This is a genomic window from Achromobacter kerstersii, assembly GCF_902859595.1.
In the GTDB taxonomy this organism is placed as follows: Bacteria; Pseudomonadota; Gammaproteobacteria; order Burkholderiales; family Burkholderiaceae_B; genus Achromobacter; species Achromobacter kerstersii.
The window spans coordinates 312,590-336,308 of sequence record NZ_CADIJQ010000003.1; the positions used below are offsets into that span (position 1 = coordinate 312,590).

Annotated in this window: 17 protein-coding genes; 10 read left to right on the top strand and 7 right to left on the bottom strand. The window is 62.5% G+C overall.

Annotated features, from left to right (window positions below; genetic code table 11):
* Window positions 1–83: 83 nt before the first annotated feature.
* Complete coding sequence (locus HV765_RS12865) at window positions 84–1,358, bottom strand: Zn-dependent hydrolase (RefSeq protein ID WP_175169900.1); 1,275 nt, start codon at window positions 1,356–1,358, stop codon at window positions 84–86.
* A gap of 148 nt (window positions 1,359–1,506) precedes the next feature.
* The gene (locus tag HV765_RS12870) at window positions 1,507–1,683 is read right to left on the bottom strand and encodes a hypothetical protein (RefSeq protein WP_175169901.1); all 177 of its coding nucleotides are present in this window, start codon (window positions 1,681–1,683) and stop codon (window positions 1,507–1,509) included.
* A 100-nt stretch (window positions 1,684–1,783) separates the two neighbouring features.
* Here HV765_RS12870 and HV765_RS12875 point away from each other — a divergent pair, with 100 nt between their 5' ends.
* Window positions 1,784–2,260, top strand: coding sequence for a hypothetical protein (locus tag HV765_RS12875; RefSeq protein ID WP_175169902.1), 477 nt, complete (start codon window positions 1,784–1,786; stop codon window positions 2,258–2,260).
* An 886-nt stretch (window positions 2,261–3,146) separates the two neighbouring features.
* Complete coding sequence (locus tag HV765_RS12880) at window positions 3,147–9,989, top strand: autotransporter outer membrane beta-barrel domain-containing protein (protein WP_420840117.1); 6,843 nt, start codon at window positions 3,147–3,149, stop codon at window positions 9,987–9,989.
* A 126-nt stretch (window positions 9,990–10,115) separates the two neighbouring features.
* Here the strand turns inward: HV765_RS12880 and HV765_RS12885 are convergent, their stop codons facing one another.
* Window positions 10,116–11,363 carry an MFS transporter gene (locus tag HV765_RS12885; protein ID WP_175169904.1) on the bottom strand — a complete coding sequence of 416 codons (1,248 nt, stop codon included), beginning with the start codon at window positions 11,361–11,363 and terminating at the stop codon, window positions 10,116–10,118.
* Window positions 11,364–11,420: 57 nt separating this feature from the next.
* On the opposite strand from HV765_RS12885, the gene HV765_RS12890 reads away from it, so the two are divergent.
* The 7 genes from HV765_RS12890 to HV765_RS12920 all read left to right on the top strand — a co-directional run bounded on the left by HV765_RS12890 (window position 11,421) and on the right by HV765_RS12920 (window position 18,085).
* The gene (locus tag HV765_RS12890) at window positions 11,421–12,413 is read left to right on the top strand and encodes an AraC family transcriptional regulator (protein WP_338077798.1); all 993 of its coding nucleotides are present in this window, start codon (window positions 11,421–11,423) and stop codon (window positions 12,411–12,413) included.
* Between the two features lie 171 nt (window positions 12,414–12,584).
* Window positions 12,585–12,707: a zinc-binding dehydrogenase gene (locus tag HV765_RS31865; protein ID WP_080564215.1), complete on the top strand. Its 123-nt coding sequence runs from the start codon at window positions 12,585–12,587 to the stop codon at window positions 12,705–12,707.
* 202 nt (window positions 12,708–12,909) lie between these two features.
* Entirely contained in the window at window positions 12,910–14,268 is a 1,359-nt protein-coding gene (locus tag HV765_RS12900) for an MATE family efflux transporter (protein ID WP_175169905.1), read from the top strand.
* 120 nt (window positions 14,269–14,388) lie between these two features.
* Window positions 14,389–15,339, top strand: coding sequence for a GlxA family transcriptional regulator (locus HV765_RS12905; RefSeq protein WP_006385423.1), 951 nt, complete (start codon window positions 14,389–14,391; stop codon window positions 15,337–15,339).
* A gap of 128 nt (window positions 15,340–15,467) precedes the next feature.
* Entirely contained in the window at window positions 15,468–16,226 is a 759-nt protein-coding gene (locus HV765_RS12910; RefSeq protein WP_175169906.1) for an SDR family oxidoreductase, read from the top strand.
* A 57-nt stretch (window positions 16,227–16,283) separates the two neighbouring features.
* Window positions 16,284–17,477, top strand: coding sequence for an MFS transporter (locus tag HV765_RS12915; RefSeq protein ID WP_088589717.1), 1,194 nt, complete (start codon window positions 16,284–16,286; stop codon window positions 17,475–17,477).
* A 68-nt stretch (window positions 17,478–17,545) separates the two neighbouring features.
* Complete coding sequence (locus HV765_RS12920) at window positions 17,546–18,085, top strand: carboxymuconolactone decarboxylase family protein (RefSeq protein ID WP_175169907.1); 540 nt, start codon at window positions 17,546–17,548, stop codon at window positions 18,083–18,085.
* A gap of 88 nt (window positions 18,086–18,173) precedes the next feature.
* Here the strand turns inward: HV765_RS12920 and HV765_RS12925 are convergent, their stop codons facing one another.
* Together HV765_RS12925 and HV765_RS12930 are read right to left on the bottom strand one after the other, a co-directional pair.
* Window positions 18,174–18,758: a nucleotidyltransferase family protein gene (locus HV765_RS12925; RefSeq protein WP_338077799.1), complete on the bottom strand. Its 585-nt coding sequence runs from the start codon at window positions 18,756–18,758 to the stop codon at window positions 18,174–18,176.
* Between the two features lie 111 nt (window positions 18,759–18,869).
* Window positions 18,870–19,736 (bottom strand): NmrA family NAD(P)-binding protein, encoded by an 867-nt coding sequence (locus HV765_RS12930; protein WP_175169908.1) that lies wholly within the window; start codon window positions 19,734–19,736, stop codon window positions 18,870–18,872.
* 251 nt (window positions 19,737–19,987) lie between these two features.
* Between HV765_RS12930 and HV765_RS12935 the strand changes: the two genes are divergently transcribed.
* Entirely contained in the window at window positions 19,988–20,902 is a 915-nt protein-coding gene (locus tag HV765_RS12935) for a LysR family transcriptional regulator (RefSeq protein ID WP_175169909.1), read from the top strand.
* 58 nt (window positions 20,903–20,960) lie between these two features.
* Here HV765_RS12935 and HV765_RS12940 read toward each other — a convergent pair whose 3' ends face one another.
* Together HV765_RS12940 and HV765_RS12950 are read right to left on the bottom strand one after the other, a co-directional pair.
* Complete coding sequence (locus tag HV765_RS12940) at window positions 20,961–22,652, bottom strand: sensor domain-containing protein (RefSeq protein ID WP_254600554.1); 1,692 nt, start codon at window positions 22,650–22,652, stop codon at window positions 20,961–20,963.
* A 250-nt stretch (window positions 22,653–22,902) separates the two neighbouring features.
* Complete coding sequence (locus HV765_RS12950; protein ID WP_175170020.1) at window positions 22,903–23,706, bottom strand: enoyl-CoA hydratase/isomerase family protein; 804 nt, start codon at window positions 23,704–23,706, stop codon at window positions 22,903–22,905.
* Between the last annotated feature and the right edge of the window lie 13 nt (window positions 23,707–23,719).

Consider the following 23,719-nt stretch of genomic DNA (forward strand, 5'->3'; position numbering starts at 1 on the left):
GCCGCCCGGCGATAACCGCAGCGGCGGCAGGGGTCTGCCGATATCGGGGCTGCCGAAGCCGGTCTGCCAGCAACAAGCCGGCCTCAGTTGCCGCGCAGCACGCGGTCAAGCTCCAGCACCGATTGATACAGCACGCGCGTGCCGTCCAGCAACTGCGCCGGTTCAATCCACTCTTCCGGGCAATGGCTGCGGCCATTCAGACACGGGATGAAGATCATGCCGATGGGGCCGGTGGGCGCCATGTAGACGGCGTCGTGGCCCGCGCCGCTGGGCAGGCGCATGGACGCGTAACCCAACTGGTCGGCGGCGGCCTTCACCGCGTCCATCACCAGGGGCGAACAGTCGGTGGGCTGGGCGCGGCTCAGCTGCGAGAAGTGGGCCGTCAGGCGCAGCGCCTTCAGGTCGTCGGCCACGCCCGCCATCAGCGTTTCGGGAAAGGCGTCCAGCACGGCATTGCTGTCGCTGCGCATTTCAAGCGTCAGCTCGACACGGCCCGGCACCGCGTTGGCGGCGTTGGGCGTCATCGACAAACGGCCCACCGTGGCCACCACGTAATGCGGATTGCCGCTGGCCGCGCTGGCCTGGCGGCTGGCGGCATCAATAATGCGCGCCGCGCCCACCAGCGCGTCGCGCCGGATATCCATGGGCGTGGTGCCCGCGTGGTCGGGCTGGCCTTCCACCACAATTAGCACGCGGCGAATGCCGACGATGTTGGTGACCACACCAATCGGCAGCCCACGGCTTTCCAGCACGGGGCCTTGTTCGATATGCAGTTCAACGAACGCGGCCGTGTCGCCCGCGCGGCGCAGCGGCGCACTCAGCGCGGCCGGGTCGCCGCCGATGCGGGCGATGCCTTCGGCCAGCGTTTCACCTTCCGGGTTGCGGGCGGCCAGCATGTCGGCCGAGAGCTGGCCGCACAGCGCGCGGCTGCCCACGCACGAGATCCCGTAGTCGCTGGGCTCCTCAGAAAGGAAGTCGATGACTTCAAACGGATGGTCCAGTTCGATGCCGTGTTCCTGCATCGTGTGCGCAACTTCAATACCCGCCAGCACGCCGATGATGCCGTCAAAACGGCCGCCTGCCATGACGGTGTCGCAGTGCGAGCCGGTGGCGATGGGTTTGCCGCCCGGGTTGCGGCCGGCGCGCGTGCCGACCAGATTGCCGCCCGCATCCAGGCGCGTGGTCAGGCCCGCCGCTTCAAACTCGCTGCGCAGCCAGGCACGCGCGTCGTTGAACAGCGGCGAAAACGCGCGGCGCGTCCAGGGGACGTCGGGCAGGGTGAAGCGGGACAGGGTTTCAACGCGGGCCCAGAGGCGTTCGGCATTGAGAGGGGGAAAAGCGGGGGAGGGGTGCGGCATGAGAATTCCTGAACGATGCGCCAGGGATTATGTCATGACGAACTTCCGGTCTGGGCTGCGTTGCGGACGTCACGGTATCCCGCGTGCAAATGGGGCATGACGTCACGCTGACGCAAGGCGCTGGCGTCATCGTTCACGTCTGCTCGATTCAGCGCATGATGCCGCTGCTGGACATCAATGCCAACTGCCTACTGCTGATCTTGCCTTCCTCCAACTGTCGAACGGCCTCAATCTTGAACTCTCGGCTGTGGTGCTGGCGCTTGGCATCGCTCGGCTTGGCTTCGGGTTTGGATTTGGGTTTGGATTTGGATTTGGATTTATCCATGGGACACCTCCTTCAAATATTGTCTACGTCTTAGGGTGTCCGGAAAACCCGGGTTCGCTCAGACTGAAATATCATAGATAGCTCATCCGAGGAAACCGACATGACATCGCAACAACGCTTCCTGGATCATCTCGCCGCTCATGGCTGGACGGTGCTGCGGACCACGCCCACCTCGACGCCAGCGGGCGCGCCGGGCGAGGCGTACGGCTATGACGCTTTCTTGGCGACATTCACCGAATTGCACAACGCAAACCAGACACGCTGGTTCCTGAGCGCAGCCGACCATGACTGCACGGCGGACAGCGCCTTTCCCTGGCACACCCTGCGCGATATCAGCCTGGAGGCCGCGCTGGACGACGCCGGCCGGCAGGCGGTCCTGGACTTCTGGCAACAGCACACGCCGATCTACATGAGCGTTGCCGGCGATTACGAATTCCTGGCGATAGAACGCGACTCGGGCCGCATCGTGCACGGCATCGAGCCGGAATTCGAGGACACGCGCGACGTCGCCCCGAATCTCGCGGCCCTGTTCGAAGACATGATTGCGGGCCGCGCCATGGCGGCGCTACTGACGTAACGTCGTATGCAACAGCCTACGCAGCCCCATATGCCGCCCGATCTCAAGGCGTATACCCACGACGATATTCCGGCTCAGGAAACTGGGTTGGACTGTGCAACCGCCGACGTCTTCCGGCCCGTTGCTGCCGTTCAAACTCCGTCGAGAAAACGCTGATTCGTAGCGGATGATCCTGCGGCATGTCACTTGACGCGCTACTTCTTCGCGAGAAACGCCGCCACTAAGGCGTTTGCGTGACCGTGACCAATCTGGTGCTGTCCCCAACGCCTACGCGGCCATTGGCGCGTCACGGGTTCGTGCATCCCGTTGATTGGCTGGCTGCCCAGTGCCGCACCCCCCCGAATCTCCACATGGGTGGGATTTGTTCTATTGATGGCGCCTACGACTTTAGTCTGATGCGGGTCTCGCCAGATGCTGGTCCAATCGGCCCCTATTTCTTTTGAATGTCCCCTAGGCATCCACGGCTTGCCATCCATCTTCGGTGGCCTGTGGGGTGGCGCTTGGCGGGGCAGTCAAAGAAGCATCTAGGCATTTATTGCCAGGTCGACCATAAGATCTATTCGAAGAGTGGCCCCCGGTTTGGAAACACGGCTTACCTATAGGCATCGCGTGTCACACCACCGTGTGAGCATTCGCGACGTATGAGCGACCTGCAATTGATTTACGCCGGCTACACAAGGACGGAATCGACATGACGGATCGCCAGTTTCCCACAGTGCTGACTGCACTCAGCGCCGCTATTGCAGGCGCGTTGCTCTCGGCCACGGCGTCGGGCCAGACGACGCTGCCCTGCTCAGGTAGCACTGCACTCAATTGCCAGGTGTCTGGGACCTATTCCCAAGAGATATTCGTCCATCCCACGGGAAATAATTCGCCGGTGCCCACGATGACAGTTGGCGCGACGGCCGACATTACCGTTTCGGTGCAGGCGTCCACCACGGCGGCGCTGAAGATCTTGTCGTTCGGTGATAACGGCAATACCAGCGGCACGCTGACCGGTGGCGATACGCAAGGTTTAACCGTTACCAACAGCGGCAATCTGACGCTTCAAGGTAGCTCGACCGCCATCAGCGGGGACTTCTATGGCCTGTTTGCCCAGATGCTGGGCGGCAACGGCGTGAGCAGCAATGATGGACATGATGGGGGCAATGGCGGCGTGGCAGGCCGGTCGCCGGCACAGATTTTGTCGCTGACCAATAGCGGCGCGATCACCATGACGATGCCAAGCGTGAGCGTCACCCAAGGCGCAGCCTTATCTGCACTGTCCGAAGGCGGTGTGGGTGGCGAGACGTCGGAAGGCAGCGGGGGCGCAGGCGGTCAGTCTATGGGTGTCACGTTGGTCAACACGGGCGGCATCAATGTCACGCTGACGGGGACCGGTAGTTACGCAGGGATTCAGGCCGTCAGCAAAGGGGGCTCTGGGGCGTCCAATAGCGAGGGCAACGGCCTGGAAGGTGGCGGTGGGGGCGCCGTGTCCGTGATTAATTCCGGCGCGGTCGCACTGAATTGGAATTGGAATAGCGGCAGTGACAGCGGCTCCACGCTATACGGCATACAGGCTCAGGCGCAATCGGGCGATGGCGGCACCGCAAGCCTGGACGGCAATGGCGGCAACGCGGGGCAGGGCGCCGCGCAATTGATGAGCGCGTCGATGACGTTGAATGCGGGTGGAAACGTCAAGGTGACCCAAACGGGCGCGCCGCCCGGCGCGGGGGCGGGAGCCGCAGTCATCATCAAGGGCGGAAAAGGGGGGGATGCCCCCTCCAATCACGATGACGTGATTGGCGGCAACGGCGGCGATGCCGGTCAGATTCAGTCTGGCAAACCCGTGTCATCCGCGTCGGCGCAATTTACGGACACCGATGCAAGCGTGACCACATCCGGCGACAAGGTGTCGGCGATTGTGGTCACCACGACAGGCGGTAACGGTGGCGGCAATTTCAGCACGGGAAGCTTCCACGACTTGAACGGCGGACGCGGCGGCATCGCAGGCGATGGCAGCATCTTGGTCTCTGCATTGACGACTGCCATCACCTTCTCGACTGACGGCTCAACGGCGCCTGGCGTCGTCGCCTTGCTGCAGGGTGGGGCAGGAGCCGCTGGCGGTTTTTACGGCGGTGACATTGCGGGCCTGGGTTCCAGCAATGCGGGTAATGGCGGCGCTGGCGGCAATGCCGGGCAAATCAATATTGCGCTGAACGGGCAGTCCCAACTGCCGATTACCGTCAAGACAACCGGTAGTGACTCGGCGGGCGTGTATGCGTTCACGGGCGGCGGCAAGGGCGCGGATGGCGGCGCGTTGTCGGGCACGATCGGCGGCGGGGCGGGCGGCATCGGAGGCGCGGGCGGCCGCAGTGGTGACGTGAACGTGACCTTGGCGTCGACGGTGCTTACCACGCTGGGTGACAACTCCCCCGGCGTGGTGGCCCAAAGCATCGGTGCCAGCGGGGGAACAGGCGGCACCGCCTCTCAAACAGTGGCCAATGGCGCGCCGGGGGGCGCGGGCGGATCGTCCGGCAACGTCAGCGTGTCGATCGATGGCGCCTCCAGCATCACGACGCAAGGAGTTGACGCGATTGGCATATTGGCGCAGAGCGCCAGTGGAGGCGGAGGTAATGGCGGGGGCAGCGATGGCGAATTGGGCGGAACCGGGGGGGCGGGGGGCGCGGGCGGCAACACCGGGGCGGTCACCGTCAGCAATAACGGTGTCATCACGACGTCGGGCAACACCGCACGCGGCATTCTTGCGCAATCGCTCTCCGGATCAGGCGGAGCGGGCGCCGATGGATACGGTGTCTTCTATAGCGGCGCGGGAACGGGCGGATCAAGCGGCGAAGTGGGTACCGTCAACATCACCAACATTGGCACGATCTCGACCGCGGGCAGTAATGCGCAAGGCATTCTGGCGCAATCGGTTGCGGGCGGGGGCGGTGCGGGCGGTCAGGCGGGCGGGCTGATTTGGTCGGTTGGCGGCAACTCGACAACCAACCCGTTTACGGCCAATGGCAACTTGGTTTCGGTGAACGGTTCATCGGGCAGCATTACGACCACGGGCACCGCCGGCATCGGCATTTTGGGGCAGTCCATTGGCGGGGGCGGCGGTGACGGCGGCGGCTCGACTGGCATCGTCAGCATCGGGGGAACAGGCGGTCTGGGCGGCGCGGGCGGGGTGGCCTCTGCCAACCTCAGCAGCGTCAAAATCGCCACGAGTGGTGACGGCGCGCACGGCATCGTCATGCAGTCGGTGGGCGGCGGCGGCGGGAATGCCGGCAACGCCGGCAGCACGGGGCTGTTTGTATCGGTGGCCTTGGGCGGGACGGCGGGCGACGGTGGAGCCGGCGGCAATACGTCGGCCAATCTGACCAATACCACTATCAGCGCATCGGGAACCAAAGCCGCCGGGTTAATCGCGCAGTCTGTCGGTGGCGGGGGCGGCACGGGCGGGCAGGCATTTGCGAGTTCGGTCGGCATGGGATTTTCCGCTTCTGTCGCACTAGGCGGCACAGGCGGATCAGGGGGGAATGGCGCCCCGGTCTCATCGCAAATGATTGGGGGAACCATCGCCACCGGCCAAAATCCGCTATTGATATTTGGCGCTGGCGCGTGCGGCGGATCTTGCGCCCCGATTGCCTACAACACACTGCCGGTTGACGCCTATGGCGCGGTGGTTCAAAGCATTGGTGGCGGCGGTGGGCTGGGCGGCTCGGCATCGGCGCAAGCGCTGGCGTTGTCGGTTCCTGTCGTCCCAAGCGGCAGTGTTCAGTTTGCGCTCGCGTCGGCGGTCAGCATGGGCGGCGCTGGCGGCAGCGGTGGCGACGGTGAATATGTCACTTTTGCGGCGTCTCAAGGGGCGCAAATCACCACCAGCGGGCAAGGCGGAACCGGCGTACTGATTCAGAGTATTGGCGGAGGCGGCGGTGCAGGCGGCGATTCGTCGGCGCTTGCTGCCAGCGCGGGCTACGGGACTCTGCCGGACGAGGCGATCTCGCTTTCCGTGACGCCTACGTTCACGGTGGGCGGGTCGGGCGGCGTGGGCGGCAATGGCGCTGCGGTCTCGATGGCGCTGGGTGGCTTGATCAATGTCTCAAGCGGCGTAGCAAGCTTCACGCCGGATGCGGCGGGCACGTCCACATCCCGTATCACCACCTTTGGCGACTACGCGAATGGCGTCAAAGCCCAGTCGATTGGCGGGGGCGGGGGCGATGCGGGCTTCGGCACGGGAAATACGCAGGCGTTTGGCAGCGGCTATAGCCTGACGGCCAATGTGTCACTGGGTTCGACGGGTGGCTCAGGCGGTGACGGCGGCGCGGTGCAGGTGCAAGTCCTTCCCACCGCCGCCATCACAACCTATGGCTCGGGTGCGATCGGTGTCATTGCACAAAGCATCGGCGGCGGCGGCGGCACCTCGCAAGGCGGATCGATCAACGTCGGCATCAGCGCCAGCAATATTTCGCCGACCGCGAACCTCGCAGTGGGTACGAAGGGCGGTGGCGGAGGCAGTGGCAGTACCGTCATCGTCGACGTTGATGGAAGCATCATCACAAGCGGGGGCGACGCGGTGGGGGTGTTGGCGCAATCCATCGGTGGGGGCGGCGGCCTGGGTGGTTCAGCCGGCTCAGATGCGTCAGCCGACAACCCGGTCATTGCAGCTACTTTCGTGCGCGCAGGGGTGACCAACATCACCAACGCAGCCGTTGCCGATAGCGCTAGCGGCGCGCGGGTATTCAAGGGCTCGTTCAGCGTGGCCCTGGGCGGCACGGGAGGCGCCGGCAATACCGGGGGCGCTGTGACCGTGAACCTGGGCGCTGGCGGCTTCATTCAAACGGCGGGCGACTGGGCCAGCGGCATCGTCGCCCAGAGTGTTGGGGGTGGCGGTGGCAAGGGCGGCATCGCCGCAGCAACCGGCATCGCCCACCTGCCGGACGTGACCATCAACTCCAACGTCACCCTTGGCGGATCGGGCGGTTTAGGCGCCGATGGCGGTCAGGTCACGACCAACCTGTCGGGTGGCGCGATCAAGACGGCGGGCTATGCGGCGTCGGGCGTGCTCGCGCAAAGCATCGGCGGCGGTGGCGGCTGGGGAGCCGACGGGTCGGACAAGTCTGGCGGGCTGTTTTCAGTGGGCAGCGGTAACGGCGGCAGCGGTGTCGCTGGCGGAGTCGGCGGCAATGTCACCTTGGTCACCAAGAACAGCAATACGATCACGACCACAGGCGAAGGGGGCTTTGGCGCGGTGCTGCAGTCGGTAGGCGGCAGTGGGGGTTATGCCGGTTCGGGCAGCGGGCAAACGCTTGGCCTGGGGCCGCTTGCCATGCCGGCCACCCAGTTGGTTAGCGGCAGCCAGGCAAGCTATAACTCTGGCGGCGGCGGCACTGTGGCCTTCCAGGACCAAGGCAGCATTACCTTCAACACCTATGGCAATAACGCTTTCGGCATATTGGCGCAGAGCATTGGGGGCGGTGGCGGCATCATTGCCAATTCCCAAGCCCAGCTTGCATCCAGCGTTCAAACCAGCATCTATGGTTCCAAGCCGTTTTCAGATAGTGTTTCTGACGGTGGCGCGGTCAACGTGACCTTGGGCGCGGCCAGCAGAATCAACACATCGGGTACCGGTGCTCACGGTATCGTCGCGCAATCGGTGGGCGGCGGGGGCGGCATCATCGGCCTGCCGAACACCGGGGCGATATTGACAATCGACCGCAGCAAAGTCGGTACATTGACGCCGGGGTCTGGAAGCGGCGGAGATGTCACCGTGACGGTGCCAGGCACCATCTCGGTCACCGGCGATGGCGCAGTAGGCATCCTGGCGCAAAGCGTAGGCGCTGGCGGTGGCCTGCAACTGGGCACTGATGGCAACTCCGTCTACGCGGGCTCCGCCATGAGGGGCGTCATGAACGATGCCACCGTCACGGTGAATGTGCCCGCCAGCGGCTATATCGGATCGCACGGCATGAACAGTGTTGCTATCTTTGCGCAAAACACCAATGGCAGTGGCGGTGTCAAGATGACGATCGATGGCCTGGTCGTGGGCGGCGGCGGCCCCGGCGCAAGCGTATGGATCGACAGCGTTGTCGACAGCACGCTTACCATCGGTCAAGGCGGTGAGCTGACACAGGTACAAGAGAACGCCATTCTTGCAACGGGTAGCGCGCTTGGGGTCACCAACAATGGAACGATCCAAGGCTCCGTGGCGTTGAATGGGGGCAAGATGGTCAACAACGGCAGTGTGATGGCCGGCGTGGAATTTGAAGGCGACCTCGTCAACAATGGCCTGGTTGCACTCGGTGGCAAGGAAGGAAGGCTGCTGGGGTATCAACGCACACGGTTCGCGCAAACCACGTTGACGGGTGACTTCTCGCAAAGCGCGTCGGGCGTCTTGCAAGTGGGTGCGGATTTCAACGCGCTGGTGTCCGACAAACTGCTCATCAACGGCCCGGCCACGTTTGATGGCGGCGTGCTCATCGCGCCGCGCGCGTTGCTGCCCAAGCGTGAGCTGTCGGTATTGACGGTGAATGGCACGCAGGCCGGCGCGCTCACGGCCGTGGATTCACCCGTGTTCGATTACTCCGCCCGGCAAAGCGGCCAAGAGACGTATGTGCATGTGGCTAGCGCCAACTTCAACGCCAACTCCATGGGACTGGCGGGGAATCAATCCGAAGTGGGCAAGCACCTGCAACAAGGTTGGGATCTGGGTGGCAGCAGTGCGCTCTCGACGCTGTACGCCGTCTTGGACACCGCATCCAGAACCGGCGCGGGCGAATACCAGGCGCGCCTGACGGACTTGTCGCCCGGCGTGGCCTTGGCGCCGGCTGCGCAGATGCAGTTTGCGATGGCACGGTTCACCGGCGCGATGATGTCTTGCCCCACGTTCAATGCCGCGGACTCGTCTACCAAAGAACAGAACTGCTTCTGGGGTGAAGTCAGCGGCCGCCGCACGAAGCAGGATGGGGTCGACCGCACATCAAGCTTTAGCTACGACAGCACAACGTATCAGTTTGGCGGTCAGCGCGAGATTGCACCCAACACATTTCTGGGTGGTTCCATGGCATACCAGAACTCCCGCCTGGCGGGTGATGACCGTCGTGTCAGCGGATCGGGCGATGCGGGTTACGCCGGTATCGTGCTCAAAAGGCAAGTGGATCAGTGGACGTTTTCGGGTGCACTGGGCGGCGGGTATGGCTCGTACGATATGGACCGGAACCTGAACATTGCGCGCTACGGCAATACGGCCAAGAGCAGCCCGAATGTGTATAGCTTTGGCGCACGGCTGCGCGCCGCGCGCACCTTCGCGCAAGGCAGCTTCTATCTGAAGCCCTATGTAGATCTGGACGCCACGTACTCCCGCATGCCGGGCTACACCGAGTCGGGCGACGCGTTGCGCTTGAAGGTCGATGGCAGCGACCAGTTCGTGCTGGGCGTGGCCCCGACGCTGGAGCTGGGTGGGCGAGTCGACCTGCCCAAAGGCGCAATGATGCGGCCGTTTGCTTATGCCGGCGTGTCGTTGCTGTCGGAAGACGGCTGGAAGACCAAAGCGCGTCTCGACGGGGCGCCTGCGGGCGCGGGTTCGTTCACAACCTCCATGCCAACTGACAACGTGATCGGACGCGTGGGAGCCGGCTTCCAAGTATTGAACGCAGCCGGTCTGGACTTCCGCTTGCAGTATGACGGCGAGTTCGCCTCCAAGGGCAGCAGCCATGCGGGAGCTCTGAAGGTATCGATGCCGTTTTAGGCAGTGTGCCGCTGCGGGAGTATGCGCCGCATGTTCATCGTGACCAAATAGCGCATTCGTGGCGGTGAGCCATCACCAGTTCACCAGGGGCGACGGCTAGGAAGGCGGCCTTTTCTGGCAACCGGGTCACAGATGAATGGCGGGCGGCGCGGCTGCACCGATCGAAGGCGAGGGTACTTTTACGCGCATCCAGATGAAGAGGCCGGCAAACAGCATGAGACACCCTCCTGCAACGAAAACGCCTTCAATGCCTCTCAGGCTGAACATTGCACCGCCTGCTGCGGCGCCTATGGCGATTGAGGACTGCACCGACGCTACGACCATCCCGCCCGCACTTTCGGCTTGATCCGGCACGGCGCGCGCGACCCAGTTTGACCATGCAACGGGAACGCCTCCGAACGCGAGGCCCCACGCTGCAATCAGCGTTGCCTGACCCGGTATGGACGCCGGGAAAAGCGCCATCGCCAAGGCGCTCCCACCGACGAGGGCCGGCATCAGAGCCAAGGTGACATACAAGCTACGCTGCATCAGCCAACCTGCCAGCATGGTGCCTGCGAAGTTCGCAATGCCGAAGCCAAGTAGCATCAGCGCCAGGCCGTTCGTTCCAACGCCCGCAGTGCTTTCCAGGAACGGCCGGATATAGGTAAAGAGAGCGAAATGGCCTGTATGCGCCAAAATGCAGCCAAACATTCCAAGGGCAATTCCGGGCCGTAAGAGCACGTCCAAAATCGTTCTGAGCCGGGCGGGCCGGCGCGGCGCCATGCGCGGCAACGTGAACCATTGGAACGCCAGCGTCAATACACCCACTGCCGCAGCGGCGACAAAGGCGCTGCGCCATCCAAACTGGCCGCCAAGATAGCTCCCCAACGGTACGGCGACCACTGTCCCCACGGCAATGCCGCTAAAGATGATGGATAACGCGCGTGGCAGGAGCGCCGCCGGTACCAATCGCATGGCGACAGCTGCCGCCATGCTCCAGAACCCTCCTAAGGCGATCCCGAGCAGGACGCGCATCAAGAGCAGCACCCACATGCTCGACGACGCCGCAACCAGCAGGTTGGACACAATCATTAACGTGGAAAAGCCCAGCAGAACCGTACGCCGATCGAGGCTGCGGGTAAGACCGGGCACGAGCAAGCCCGCGAAAAGCGCCACCACCGCAGTGACCGTCACTGCCTGACCCGCCATGGCTTCTGATACGCGTAAAGCTTCCGCCATGGGCGTCAGGAGGCTTGCCGGCAAGTACTCCGCCGTCAAGAGGCCGAATACACCCATCGCCAGCGAGAACACTGCGGTCCATGCGGCTGACACCGGCTCAATGTCCACCGGGCTGGCTGAACCTTCGGGGTTGGAAAGATCAACAAAACTACGCATTGCACTCATCCAAGAAAATCAGTGAGTGCAGTCTAGGACTTGGGATCGGGATGATCTATGATGTTCCGTACTGAATTTTTGATAGAAAATCCGATGTCGTTGTCTCACGATTACGCTCTTCCTCCGCACTTGATCAGTGAGTTGCTTACCGGAATGCGTCTGCGCGGGGTGCAGTACCGGCGTGTGCAGACCGGGCCCAGTTTTGGACTGAGCTTTGACGCGAAGGCTGGCCACGGTTTTTTCTACTACTTGGCTGTGGGCTCGGCCGTACTACGTACCGAGGCGGGCGGCTTGCACAAGTTGAGCGCCGGCAATGCGGTGTTTCTGCCTCATGGGCAGGCTCATCAATGGCTTTCCGCCGAGGACGCCGACTTGCAAGATATCGAGACGCTTGAAGCCGCCTTGATCGGCAATTCCGTGACCGATGTGGATGCCTGCCCAAGTACCAGCATCGTACCCAGCGCAATCTTCTTTTACGGTTGCATGGAGTTCGACCTTGGCGGCATGCGGGCTCTGGGGCAACTGATGCCGGACGTCATGTGCGTGAATGCCGACAGCGACCGCCTTCCTGGCATGGTCCCAATTCTGTCCGCGATGAAAGGCGAAATCTGTTCCCGACGCGTGGGGTTTGCGGACATTCTGGCCCGATTAGCCGAAGTGGTCGCCGCGATGATTGTCCGGGGATGGATCGAGTGCGGTTGCGACAATGCCTCCGGCCTGGCCGCAGCGCTGCGTGATCCAAGGCTTGCTCGCGCCATTCTCGCCTTGCACCGCCAACCAGCCCGAGATTGGAAATTGGCTGAGTTGGCGAGCGAGTGCCATATTTCTCGCTCTGTTTTCGCCGAGCGATTTCATGCCACGGTGGGAACGCCACCTTTGCGCTACGCCAACGAGTTGAAGATGCGTCTTGCCAGGCAATGGCTGACGCACGACAGGTTGCCGATCGACACGGTAGCGGAACGCTTGGGCTACACGTCGCAGGCAGCATTCAGCCGTGCGTTCAAGCGTGTTACCGGTCTTCCCCCAGGCTCTAGCCGAAATGCGCGTTGAACTTCCACGTAAGGGCCCACGCAGACAGCGTTGGCCGGAACGGCGGTGGATAGCAACGCATCACGCATCACGCATCGCCTTCGCCCTATGTTCGGCCAAGGAAGTCTAATGGACAGCATGCGACCAACGTCCGATTCTGGCCGATTAACGTCGTAGCGGAAGTTCGATTGGATAGCCGAAGGCAAGCTCAGAGTGCTTATCGGAGGCGAGTATCCACTTGCCGAAGCCGCAAGGGCCCCCGTAGAGATGGCAAGCCGTTTCACCGTGGGCAAGCTGCTACTGCACATGGCTTGAAACTGAAGACGCTTCAGCGCGTGGGCGCATGAGTCAGATGTGGGCTGGTTTGAGCAACCGGGGAAATCCGGGTGAGTCCAGCCTGACCCCATTGTTTCGCATCTGACTATCAGCATGGCGCGAATTGCCGTGTATTCGACATTCCCGCCAACACGACATTGGCCTATTCTGCGCTCGCCCAGAACCGTCTTCGAGTGCCGTCATGACCGCGCAGACCGATTCCCGCAGCCGTGACGTCCAGACCGAGCGCCTGCTGACCGCCCCGATTTTGCCTGTGATGTTGTCGCTTGCCGGCCCGACACTGCTGGTGATGCTCAGCCAAACCTTTGTCGGACTGATGGAGGTGTGGTTTCTCTCCCAGCTCGGTGAAGACGTGCTCGCTGGCGTGTCGGTTGTGTTTCCACTGCTGGCATTGACGACGGCGCTTGCGACCGGCGCGGTCGGTGGGGGAATGCTTGGCGCAGTTGCGCGGGCGCTGGGGCGCAACGACCGCGTGCAAGCCAACGCGCTGGTTTGGCATGCTGTCGCCATTGCGGTGGCGTTTGGGCTTGTCACGGCAGGGCTCGTCTTGGCTTTTGGCTCCGCGGCGTTCAGTGCCATGGGAGCTAGCGGCGAAGCGCTTGCGCACGCCGACCACTATGCCGCCGTCGTCTTTGGCGGCGCACCGCTGATATGGCTGTTCAATGCACTGCTGGCGGTCATTCGGGGCAGTGGCAATGTGCGCTTGCCGATGCGGGTGGTGTGCGGCGGCGGCGTCATCCTGATACCGGTATCGTGGCTGCTGATCTTTGGCGCGGCAGGCTTTCAGGGGCTGGGCGTGACAGGCGGCGCGTTGGCAATGGTTTTGTATTACGCCGTTGGTAGCCTGGTTTTCGCAATATATCTTTGGCGTGGCCAAGGGGTGCTGCAGCCGGCCGCGAGACCGGTGCGGCTGCAACGTCGGCTATTTGCCGAAATTCTCAAGGTCGGCGGCGTGTCGGCCCTTATCGCGACAAGTACCAATCTCACCATCGCCATCGTTACCGGCTACGTTGGGGCGTACGGTCTGGCGGCCGTGGCCGGATACGGCGCGGCTGCGCGATTGGAATTCTTGTTGGTGCCGCTCAGTTTCGGCATCGGCGGGCCTGCCGCGATCCTGATTGGCACCAACGCGGCGGCAGGCAGGATCGATCGCGCACGCCGCGCCGCGTTGATCGCAGCCTGTCTGGGGTTCGGCGTTGCCGAGACTATTGGGTTGGTGGTTGCGATATGGCCCGAGTTATGGCTGGGCGCGTTTTTGACGGACCCCGAAAGTGTGGCGACGGGAAGCGTTTACCTGCGCCATGTTGGCCCCTTTTTTGGCTTCTTCGGGCTTGGATTCACGCAGTACTGCGCCGCGCAAGGCACCGGAAAGATGGCGGTACCGTTGGCGGGGGCCTTGGCGCGCACGGTGGTGGCGTTGGGTGGGGGGCTGATCGCCACCACGCAGACCGGGCTGTTCGTCAGCGTGGGCCTGGGTATGGCGGCTTTTGGTGCGGCGGGGCTTTATGCGCTGCTGCGCGATTGCCGGAAACAGGAATAACGAAGGATGGCTTTCGACGTCCAAATGGCGCAACAAAGTGGGCCGATATTTTTCAACAACGTGGATGCCGTTCCCCGTGCCGGATTAAGCTGATCTTTCATTGCCTGAAAAGGAAGCATGATGCGGCACGTTGGTTTGATCCTGGAAGATGGCTTCCAGCTGATGGGTTTGGCGGCGCTCTCTGCCTTTGAGCTCGCCAATACTGAGCTGGGCGATAAGGGCTATCGGCTGACGGTGCTCTCTGAAAAAGGCGGCACGGTCAGGTCGTCCATGAACGCAGGTATCGAAACGACGCCGCTAGGTGTCATACCCGATACCCTGATGGTTGCCGGCCAATTGGCGCCCCAGGATATTTCGCCCGGGCTGCGTGCGTATCTCGCCCGTGCGGGGGAACAAGCCCGCCGGGTGGCTGGGGTATGCACAGGCGCTTTTGTACTAGCGCACGCCGGTCTGCTTGACGGCCGTACCGCCACCACGCACTGGGCGCATGCGCCAGCGCTTCGGGCGCGCTTTCCGAAGGTCAGGGTCGAAGAGGACCGAATTTTCATCCGTGACGGCAACATCTGGACGTCGGCGGGAATGTCATCGGCCATCGACCTGACGCTTGCGCTGATCGAGGACGACCATGGGGCTGCGCTTTCCCGGGCACTGGCTCGTAGGCTTGTCGTCTACCATCGTCGCCACGGCGGGCAATCGCAATTTTCGGCGATGCTTGCGCTGGAGCCTCGCTCTGACCGGGTAAAGCGCGCGCTGGCCTACGCCCGTGAAAACCTGCGCAATCCCTTGTCTGTCGAAGAGCTTGCCGAGGCTGCCAGCCTGTCACCGCGTCAGTTCAGCCGGGTATTTCGCGAAGAAACCGGGCGGTCTCCGGCCAAGGCCGTGGAAATGCTGCGCTTGGAGGCTGCGCGCGTCATGTTGGAAGACGGTCGTCACCCTTTGGAAATCGTGGCGCGTGACACGGGTTTTGCTGACCGTGACCGAATGCGGCGCGCCTTCCTGCGCAACCTTGGCCAGCCCCCGGCCAGCGTGAAGCGGAGCCTGGTGTCGATGCAAGACCGCGACGCCGCCTGACTGACCTTGGGTGGCCTGCTTATAACCCGTGTCCGTTTTTGCCGGATCTATGGCATTTGAGACTTCACCCGACCCGCGCATAGTACGTCCATCGAAGGCGCCATCCAGGCGCAACACAAGGACAAATCATGCAGATGACGGGCAACACAATCTTTATCACGGGCGGCACCTCGGGCATTGGCCGCGCGCTTGCCGAACAGTTTCATTCCCTGGGTAACAAGGTCATCATCGCCGGGCGCCGTCAGGCGCTGCTGGATGAAGTGGCGGCGGCCCGTCCGGGGATCGAGGGCGTCGCCCTGGACATCTCGGATTCGGCCGACATCGACCGCGTTGCCGCGCAACTGATCCGCGACTACCCGACGCTGAATGTACTGATCAACAATGCGGGGATCATGCCGTTCGACGATCCTTCGGGCCGGATCGATGATGCCGTGTCGCGCCAGATTCTCGACACGAACCTGCTTGGCCCGATCCGGCTGACCTCTGCGCTGATCGAACACCTGAAGGCGCAGCCGCGCGCGACGATCATTCACAACACCTCGGTTCTGGCCTACGTGCCTATCGCCACCAATGCCGTCTATTCCGCCTCGAAGGCGGCGCTGCACTCGTATGCCTTGTCGCAGCGCTTCATGCTCAAAGGCACTAGCGTGTCCGTCCAGGAAATCGCGCCTCCGTGGGTCGACACCGACCTGATCAAAAAGAGCGGTGACCCTCGCGCCATGCCGCTGGACGCCTTTATCGCCGAAACGATGAAGGGGCTGGCGACCGACGCACCGGAAGTGTTTGTTGAGGCGATTCGTGCCCTGCGAGACAACCCCGGCATTGGTGAACATGCGCTGATTGACGGTTTCAACACTGAAATCGCCGCCAATCCCATCCCCGTCTAAGACGCCTGATAGGCGGGCTTGCGCCCGCACAGACTGCATTTTTAGGAGAGTTGCGTCATGACCGCAACGCTTGCCGACGATTCGCGCACGGTGTTGCTGCCGGCGGGATTCCTGGCCTTGGGAACGTTCGCCATTGGCACCGAAGGCTTCATGATCGCGCCCTTGCTGCCGGTCATGGCGAAGGACTTTGCGCTGCCCGTTCCCACGGTCGCCCTGTTGGTGATCGTGTTCACGCTGGTGCTGGCATTGTCGTCGCCGGTGACCACCGTGGCCACCGGCCGCATGGCGCGCAAGCAGGTGCTGCTGATTGCGATGGCCCTGTTCGCCATTGGCAACGTCGTGGCCGCGCTGTCTTCGTCGTTCACCGTGCTGATCGCCGCGCGCGTGCTGATGGCCATTGCGGCGGGGCTATATGTGCCCGCCGCCAATGGCCTGGCCGGCGTCATCGTCCCACCCACGATGCGGGGGCGTGCGCTTGCCATTGTCAGCGGGGGGCAGACATTGGCCATCGCATTGGGCCTGCCGCTTGGCGGACTGATCGGCCACGCGTTCGGCTGGCGGGCAACCTTTCTGCTGGTCGGCGCGATGAGCCTGGTGGCCATTGCAGGCATTTTGACTGGCATCGACCGTGACGCGGGGCAGGGCATCGCGGTGGCCAGTTTGCGCGAACGTGTCTCGGTGGTGGCGCAGCGTTCCGTGTTGCGCTTGCTGGCGGTCAGCCTGTTCTGGTCGATTGGCGCCTTTGCTGCCTACCCGTATATCGCCGAGTATCTGAGCGCCGTGTTGGCCTTTGGTCCATTGGAGATCACAGCGTCTGTCTCGCTCTGGGGGCTTTGTGCAGCGGCTGGGGTCATGACGGGTGGGGTCCTCAATGATCGCTTCGGGGCTGACACGGTGGTGCGCGGGTCGCTCGTGCTGTTGGCGTTGTCGTTCCTGGCTTTGGCCGTTGCAACGACGCTGCCATCGGGCGTTTCGTTGGGTCTGGTGATGGTCGCCGTGGCTGTGTGGGGCTTCACCGTGTGGTCATTCTTTCCCGCGCAGATGGCACGGCTTATCGGCGCGGGCGTCCCCTCACAAGCGCCCGTTGCGCTAGCGCTTAACACCTCGACGATGTATTTCGGATTTTCAATCGGCAGCGCCCTGGGGGCCACCGTGTTGGGCGCTGGCGCCATTTGGGCAATTGGCGTCGTGGCGGCCATGGCGGAACTGATCGCCTTGGGCCTGAACGCCGCCATTGCGCGTAGAGCTTGAATTTCTCTGGATCGGCGGGTTCACCGCTGCCGGTTTTCAGCAACACCACTTTGAAAGGAACCAAGAAAATGACTTCCCGTATCAATACGCCCGCCGCCGCTAGCGCCTCCGGCGAAACCGCCGACGTTTTCGCCGCTATCCGCAAAGCGGTGGGCATGGTCCCCAATGCCTATGCGGCCATTGGCGCCTTGAATACGCCCGCACTTAAGGCGATGCTGTCCGCCGACGCGGTGCTGGCGCAAGGCGTCCTGTCCGCGCAGGACCGGGAAACCGTCAAGTTGGTGGTGAGCGCGATTGCCGGTTGTGACTACTGCGTCGCTGCACACAGCTTGGCGGGCAAGGCGTCGGGCCTGCCCGTGGACACCGTGCGCGCCATCAGGGCGCTGCAGCCGACCGGCGATGCAAAGCGCGATGCGCTGATCCAGTTTGTCCGGCACCTTCAAGAAGGCCGAGGCACCCTCGACGCCGAGCAACTCACGGCCTTGCGCTCGGCGGGCTTTCCAGACGCGGCCGTCGTGGATATCGCATTGGCCATCGCCGTCATCACGTTTACGAACGTGTTCAATCGTGCGAATGACACCGTGGTGGACTTTCCAGAACTGAAGTGATGGGAGTGACGGGGGAACGAGAGCAGTAAGGAGGGGCGGTCGAGTCGGGTCGATGACCGTTCCCGACCCGAAGCGGTCCTATGTGCGGTCAGGGTGTACTGATTGAAAGCCGAGGCCATCGGTGGCCGAATCGCTTGGAATTCACGCGGTGCATAAACGTTGAGACGCTCGCCCGCCGAGGGTTGTGCCGAACTCGCAGTTCAAACAGGTCATTCAATCCGTACGGCGCTATGACCTTCAATGATTCATCACCGTCCAGGCAAATGCCAACGCAAGTGGCAAACTCTGGCCAAGTGGCCAGCCCATCTTCCAAAGACGTTAGGGGTGAAACCGCCTGGCCGAGCGCTTCTGCGAACCACTCGTGCACTCTGGCCTGGTTTGTCACTTCCCAAGTGAGCGAGGGAAGGAGCCAATGCAGCCGCTCTTGAAGTTCGGCATCCAGAGCTAGAGGCGCTTCGGCATCAAAGTACGCAACGTCCACGTCATCCAAGTTCGAGGGCTCCTGAAAGCCATGCAAGCTATCCCAAACCAAGGATCTGATGGCCCCTGCACCGATGCACCACGAGGGCAAACCAAGGCAGCGCACCGCCCGCAGCGCAGCCATCAGTTGCTCAGAGGATTCGACGAGGTCGCATAGTTGTTGCTCATAGCCCGCTCGAACGTTTGTCATCATTTCGCCAGGAACTAGAATTTCCGGTTGCTTGTATGTGGAAACAGCATATCCGGAATCGTCGGCTGCCCGCTTATGGCCGTAAGCAGTCCTCAATGTGCCACATCGCTTCGTTCAGACCCGACGTGACACAAGCTCGGCCAGAACCGTCTCAAGCTCGACATCGCCGTGGGTTATTTCATCCGGGCGCCCTTCGAAATCGATCCAACCTTCATTGAATCCGTCCAGCATGCGCATCCGTGGCAGCGGATACTTCATGCCCTGTGAGCGGAACAGCGCTTCCCAGGTCTGCCTGTCGACACGCTCGGCGCGGACGGGGCGATCGAGCACGCGAGCGAAAGCCGACGCGAGATCGTTGGGCGACACCCGGCGCGGGCCTTCGAGTTCGAACACGCGTACGCCGGCCCAGGTCTGCTGGAGAAGTTCGGCTGCAACGCGCCCGACGTCTGCGGTAGCGACCATGGGTACGGGCTTGTCGAGCGGCAGCAGGTAACTGGCGATAACGCCATCGTCACGCGCGGACGCGACGTCCCATGCTGCGTTATCCATAAACCAGCCCGGCCGCAGAAATGTCACCGGCATGGGCATCTTGCGCAACGCCTGCTCCATCAATGTGCGCTGAGTGAGCAGATTGCTTTCTTGCGCCTGGGCTCCGATCGTCGACAGGCAAACCACTTTTTCGGGCCGTGCCTTCACAATCGCCGTCGACACGGCATCGATCACCGCCTGCGCCTCGGGAAACCCTGGCTCGGGATCGAACTCGGAAGGAGGCAGGATGAATACACCTTTTGCGCCTTCGAACGCAGCGGTGAGCGACGCAGCGTCTTCCATGCGAGCCGTCGCGATTTCACAGCCTAGCGCGGCCCACGGACCCGCTCGTGTTGTGTCGCGTAACACCGCACGCACCGGTTGACCGGCCGCGAGAAGCTGGCGGGCGACTGCGCCGCCGACTTTGCCTGTGATCCCCGTAATTGCAAACATTGCCACTCTCCTTACATGGATAAATAACGTGGCGCCGCAAAGGCGCCGTTCATCGACGAAGCGTCGGTGAGGTGCATTCTGCGGAAATGCCAATCAAAACAAAATGACAGGGATGGCACTAGATAAGTGACACAGAATCACTAATTAGGCATGATTGAAATCGGTATGCAGCATGGACGTCCGGGGCGAGGATGCTGTGCTGACCTTTAGCCGACCACTTGTTATCCCTCATCCGTCCTACGAGCGCGACCATGAAATACAGTAGCGAGAAGCTGTCCGGCGGCATTGGTGTGTTCGCAGCGGTAGTCGATGCAGGGACGTTTGCCGCCGCTTCGGAAGTGTTAGGAATGTCGCCGCCGGGCGTCAGTCGGGCGATTGCGCGGCTGGAAGAGAAATTGAAGATCCGGCTCTTTAACCGGACGACGCGCTCCGTCTCCCTGACAGAAGAAGGCCGCCGGTTTTACGAACAGGTCATGCCTCATCTTGCAGGGCTGGAGGAAGCAGCCGCGGCCGCGGCAGGTGGCGCGTCGGCGGTGCGCGGAAAGCTGAGAGTCAATCTGGACCCCGTGTTCTACCGGATCATTCTTGGGCAGCGGCTCAATGCGTTCATGGATGCGCACCCTGAGCTCGAAATCGAGTTCATCGCGCGAGACAGTCTGGGTGACCTCGTCATGGACGGCTTCGATCTTGCGCTACGGTTCGGCGAGCCCAAGTCATCCACCTTGATCGCGCGGAAACTGCTGGATAGCGGCATTGTGACGGTCGCCGCGCCGTCGTACATCGCGCGTTGGGGGCGACCAGCTAAACCGGAAGAGCTTGAACGCGGCAACCACCGATGCCTTGAATTCCGTAATCCGGAGACGGGCAAGCCGTTCCCGTGGGAGTTCCATCGCAGGCGAAAACGCATCTTGGTCGACACCCGAGGCCGCCTCACGGTCAACGATCCCAGCGCGCTTCTCAATGCATGCCTGGCCGGCTCAGGGATTGCGCAGATGCTTGTCCTGGGCGCCGAGCATCTGATTGCCGAGGGCCGCTTGGTCAATCTGTTTCCCGAATGGACCGACGAGCGATATCCCTTTTACGCCTACTACCCGTCGCGGCATCACATGCCGGCAAAGACCAGGGCGTTTCTTGACTTCGTTATCGAGCTGACCCGCAATCCATGACGCGCCGGCACAGGCTGGCGCTGCGACGGCGTGACCGCGTCAACGCCGTTCTGTGCCGTTACGCACGTCGCACAAACTCCACAAAGGCGTCTGAGCTAAGCGGCCGGCTGACCAGATAACCCTGGATGGCGTCGCAGCCCGCGTCCTTTAACTCATCGGCCTGATGTTGGTGCTCGACCCCTTCGGCAATTGTTTTCATGCCCAGCGAACGAGCAAGACCGACGATGCCTCGAATTACCGCCGAGGCCTTCTCTGACGCCGCCAGCCCGCGGACAAAGGATTTGTCGATCTTGAGCGTGTCCACAGGCAGCCGGACCAGATAGCTCAAACTGGAGTATCCCGCACCGAAGTCGTCGAGCGACGTGGATAGTCCGGCTTGTTTCAGCGTGGCGAGAACGGAAGTCGCCATTTCGATATCGCTGACCAGGCAGTCTTCCGTGATTTCCACATCGAGCATGGCGGCAGAGATGCCGTGTTTCCGGACGGCATGGTGAATGCGATCTGCCAGCCCCATATCGAGTAGTTGCCGAGCCGATAGATTCAGGCTGATTCGCGGTACGTTGACGCCCATCTGTTGCCATGCGGCGATATGCAAGCAAACCGCATTGAGCAGCCAATCGACAAGGACGCCCTCGTAGGGGGACTCAAGCAGCAGTGCCAAGAATGCGTCAGGTGTCAGCAAGCCCCGTTCGGGATGACGCCAGCGAAGAAGCGCCTCGGCGCCGATCAGGGTGGCGTCCGCGAGAGATATCTGGGCCTGGAAATGAAGCTCGAACTGGTTCTGCGCAAATGCCGCACGCAGATCGGAGCGCAACGCGACCCGGTTGCGCACGCCCCGGTCCAGTATCACGTCATACGTGCGTACTTGAAGCCCGCCAGCCGACTTGGCCGCGTACATGGCCGTATCGGCCTGACTCAGCAACGTCTCGGCGGTTTCGGGGTCTTCTCCCATTAGCGCGATACCTATGCTGGCAGACAGAGAGATCGCTCGGCCGCCTATTTCGAACGGCATGGCAAGCGCATTGAGCACCGCGAAGGCGCACGCTTCTGCGGCGCTTTTTGTGGTGTTGCGCAACAGTAGAACAAACTCGTCGCCGCCTACGCGCGCAGCAAAAAAGGCAGGTCCGAGACTTGCGGTAAGCCTTACCGAGAAATTACGCAGCAGTGCGTCACCGGCGGCATGGCCGAACGCGTCGTTGACTTCCTTCAGATGGTCCAAGTCGATAAACAGCACCGCGACAGAGACGTCATTCGGCGTGCTTGGCAAAGCAGCTCCAGCGACGGCACGAGACAGGGCTTCCATGCAACTGCGTCGATTCGCCAACCCCGTCAGATAATCGTGACTCGCTTCAAACTCCAGTTGGGCAGCGTGCTCGTGTTCGCGCGTGACGTCGCGAAAAAGCACCGTAATACCCTCATCGTGGCGAAATGAGCGCGCTTCAAACCAAGTGCGGAGCGGGGCGTAATAGCCAGTGTGGCAGCCGGGACGTCCTGTGGCCGCTGTGTGCCGGTAGATCCGGTAGTAGCCGGAGTTCACCAAGTCCGGGTAACACTGCCAGATTTCGCGTCCGAGGAGGTTTTGTCGCTCCTGCTGCAAATATCGCTCGGCGGTGTTGTTGAGGTACGTAAAGCGCCAGGACTTGTCTATCGACATGAATCCGTCGCTAAGGCTATCAAGCATTTCCGCCAGGTGAGCCGGTGCCGGCTGGTGGGCGCCAGCAGCCAGTGGATCTTGCGTATGTCGTGCCATTTTTCGGACCTATGTTCGCGTGGAACTTAAGAGCCATTGTTGGCCCGCAAACTGTGCGTCCGCGCATTTTAACGGCCTTTGTGCAGCACAAAAATCGCGGTTTCTCGGGCCCCAGCCACCGCTGATGTTCAGTGACCGGCCCTCAGAGTCCCCGGATGGATATCGACCTAGCGGGCGCCAAGGCCGTCTGCGAAAACGGCGTGCTTGTTCTGACGCTGCCGAAATCGGCAGGCAACCAGAACAAGATCCTTCAGATTGAATGAGTTCCGGACTCCACCCGCCACGACGGCTCGCGCTTTTCCAGGAACGCCGCGACGCCTTCGCGGGCCTCATCCGTGCTGCGGCAAGCCGCGATGCGTTCGACCGTGTCGTTGATGAGCGCGGCGTTGACGGGTTGCCCGGCGAAGTCTCGCACCAGCCGTTTGCTGGCCTGTACGGCGTCGGGGCCATTGGCGCACAACGTGCGGCAGATGGCGTTGGCGGTGTCGTGCAAGTGTTCGGCCGGCACCACCTCGTGCAGCAGGCCCAGGCGCAGCGCGGTGGCGGCGTCGAAGCGCTCGGCCGTCAGGAAGTATCGATTGGCCGCGCGCTCGCCCATGGCGCGGATCACATAGGGGCTGATCGTGGCGGGCAGCAGGCCCAGCCGGGTTTCGGACAAGCAGAAGTGCGCGCTGTCTGCCGCCACCGCGATGTCGCAGGTCGACAGCAGGCCCATGCCGCCCGCGTAGGCGTCGCCGTTCACGCAGGCGACGACGGGTTTGGGGCATGACCAAATGGTGTGCAGCATGTCGGCCAGCCGGCCGGCGTCGGCGCGGTTGTCGGCGTCGGAGTAGGTGGCCATCTTGCGCATCCAGTTCAAGTCGCCGCCGGCGCAGAACGCCTTGCCCGCGCCCGTCAGCAGCAGTACGCGCACGCGGGGGTCTTCGCCCGCCTGCTTGACGGCGGTGGTCAGCGCGGCGATCAGCGTTTCGTCGAATGCGTTGCGCATGTCGGGGCGGTTGAGCGTCAGGCGGACGATGGCGCCGTCGTAGGTGATGTCCAGCGGGGCAGACATCGGGGCAGACAGC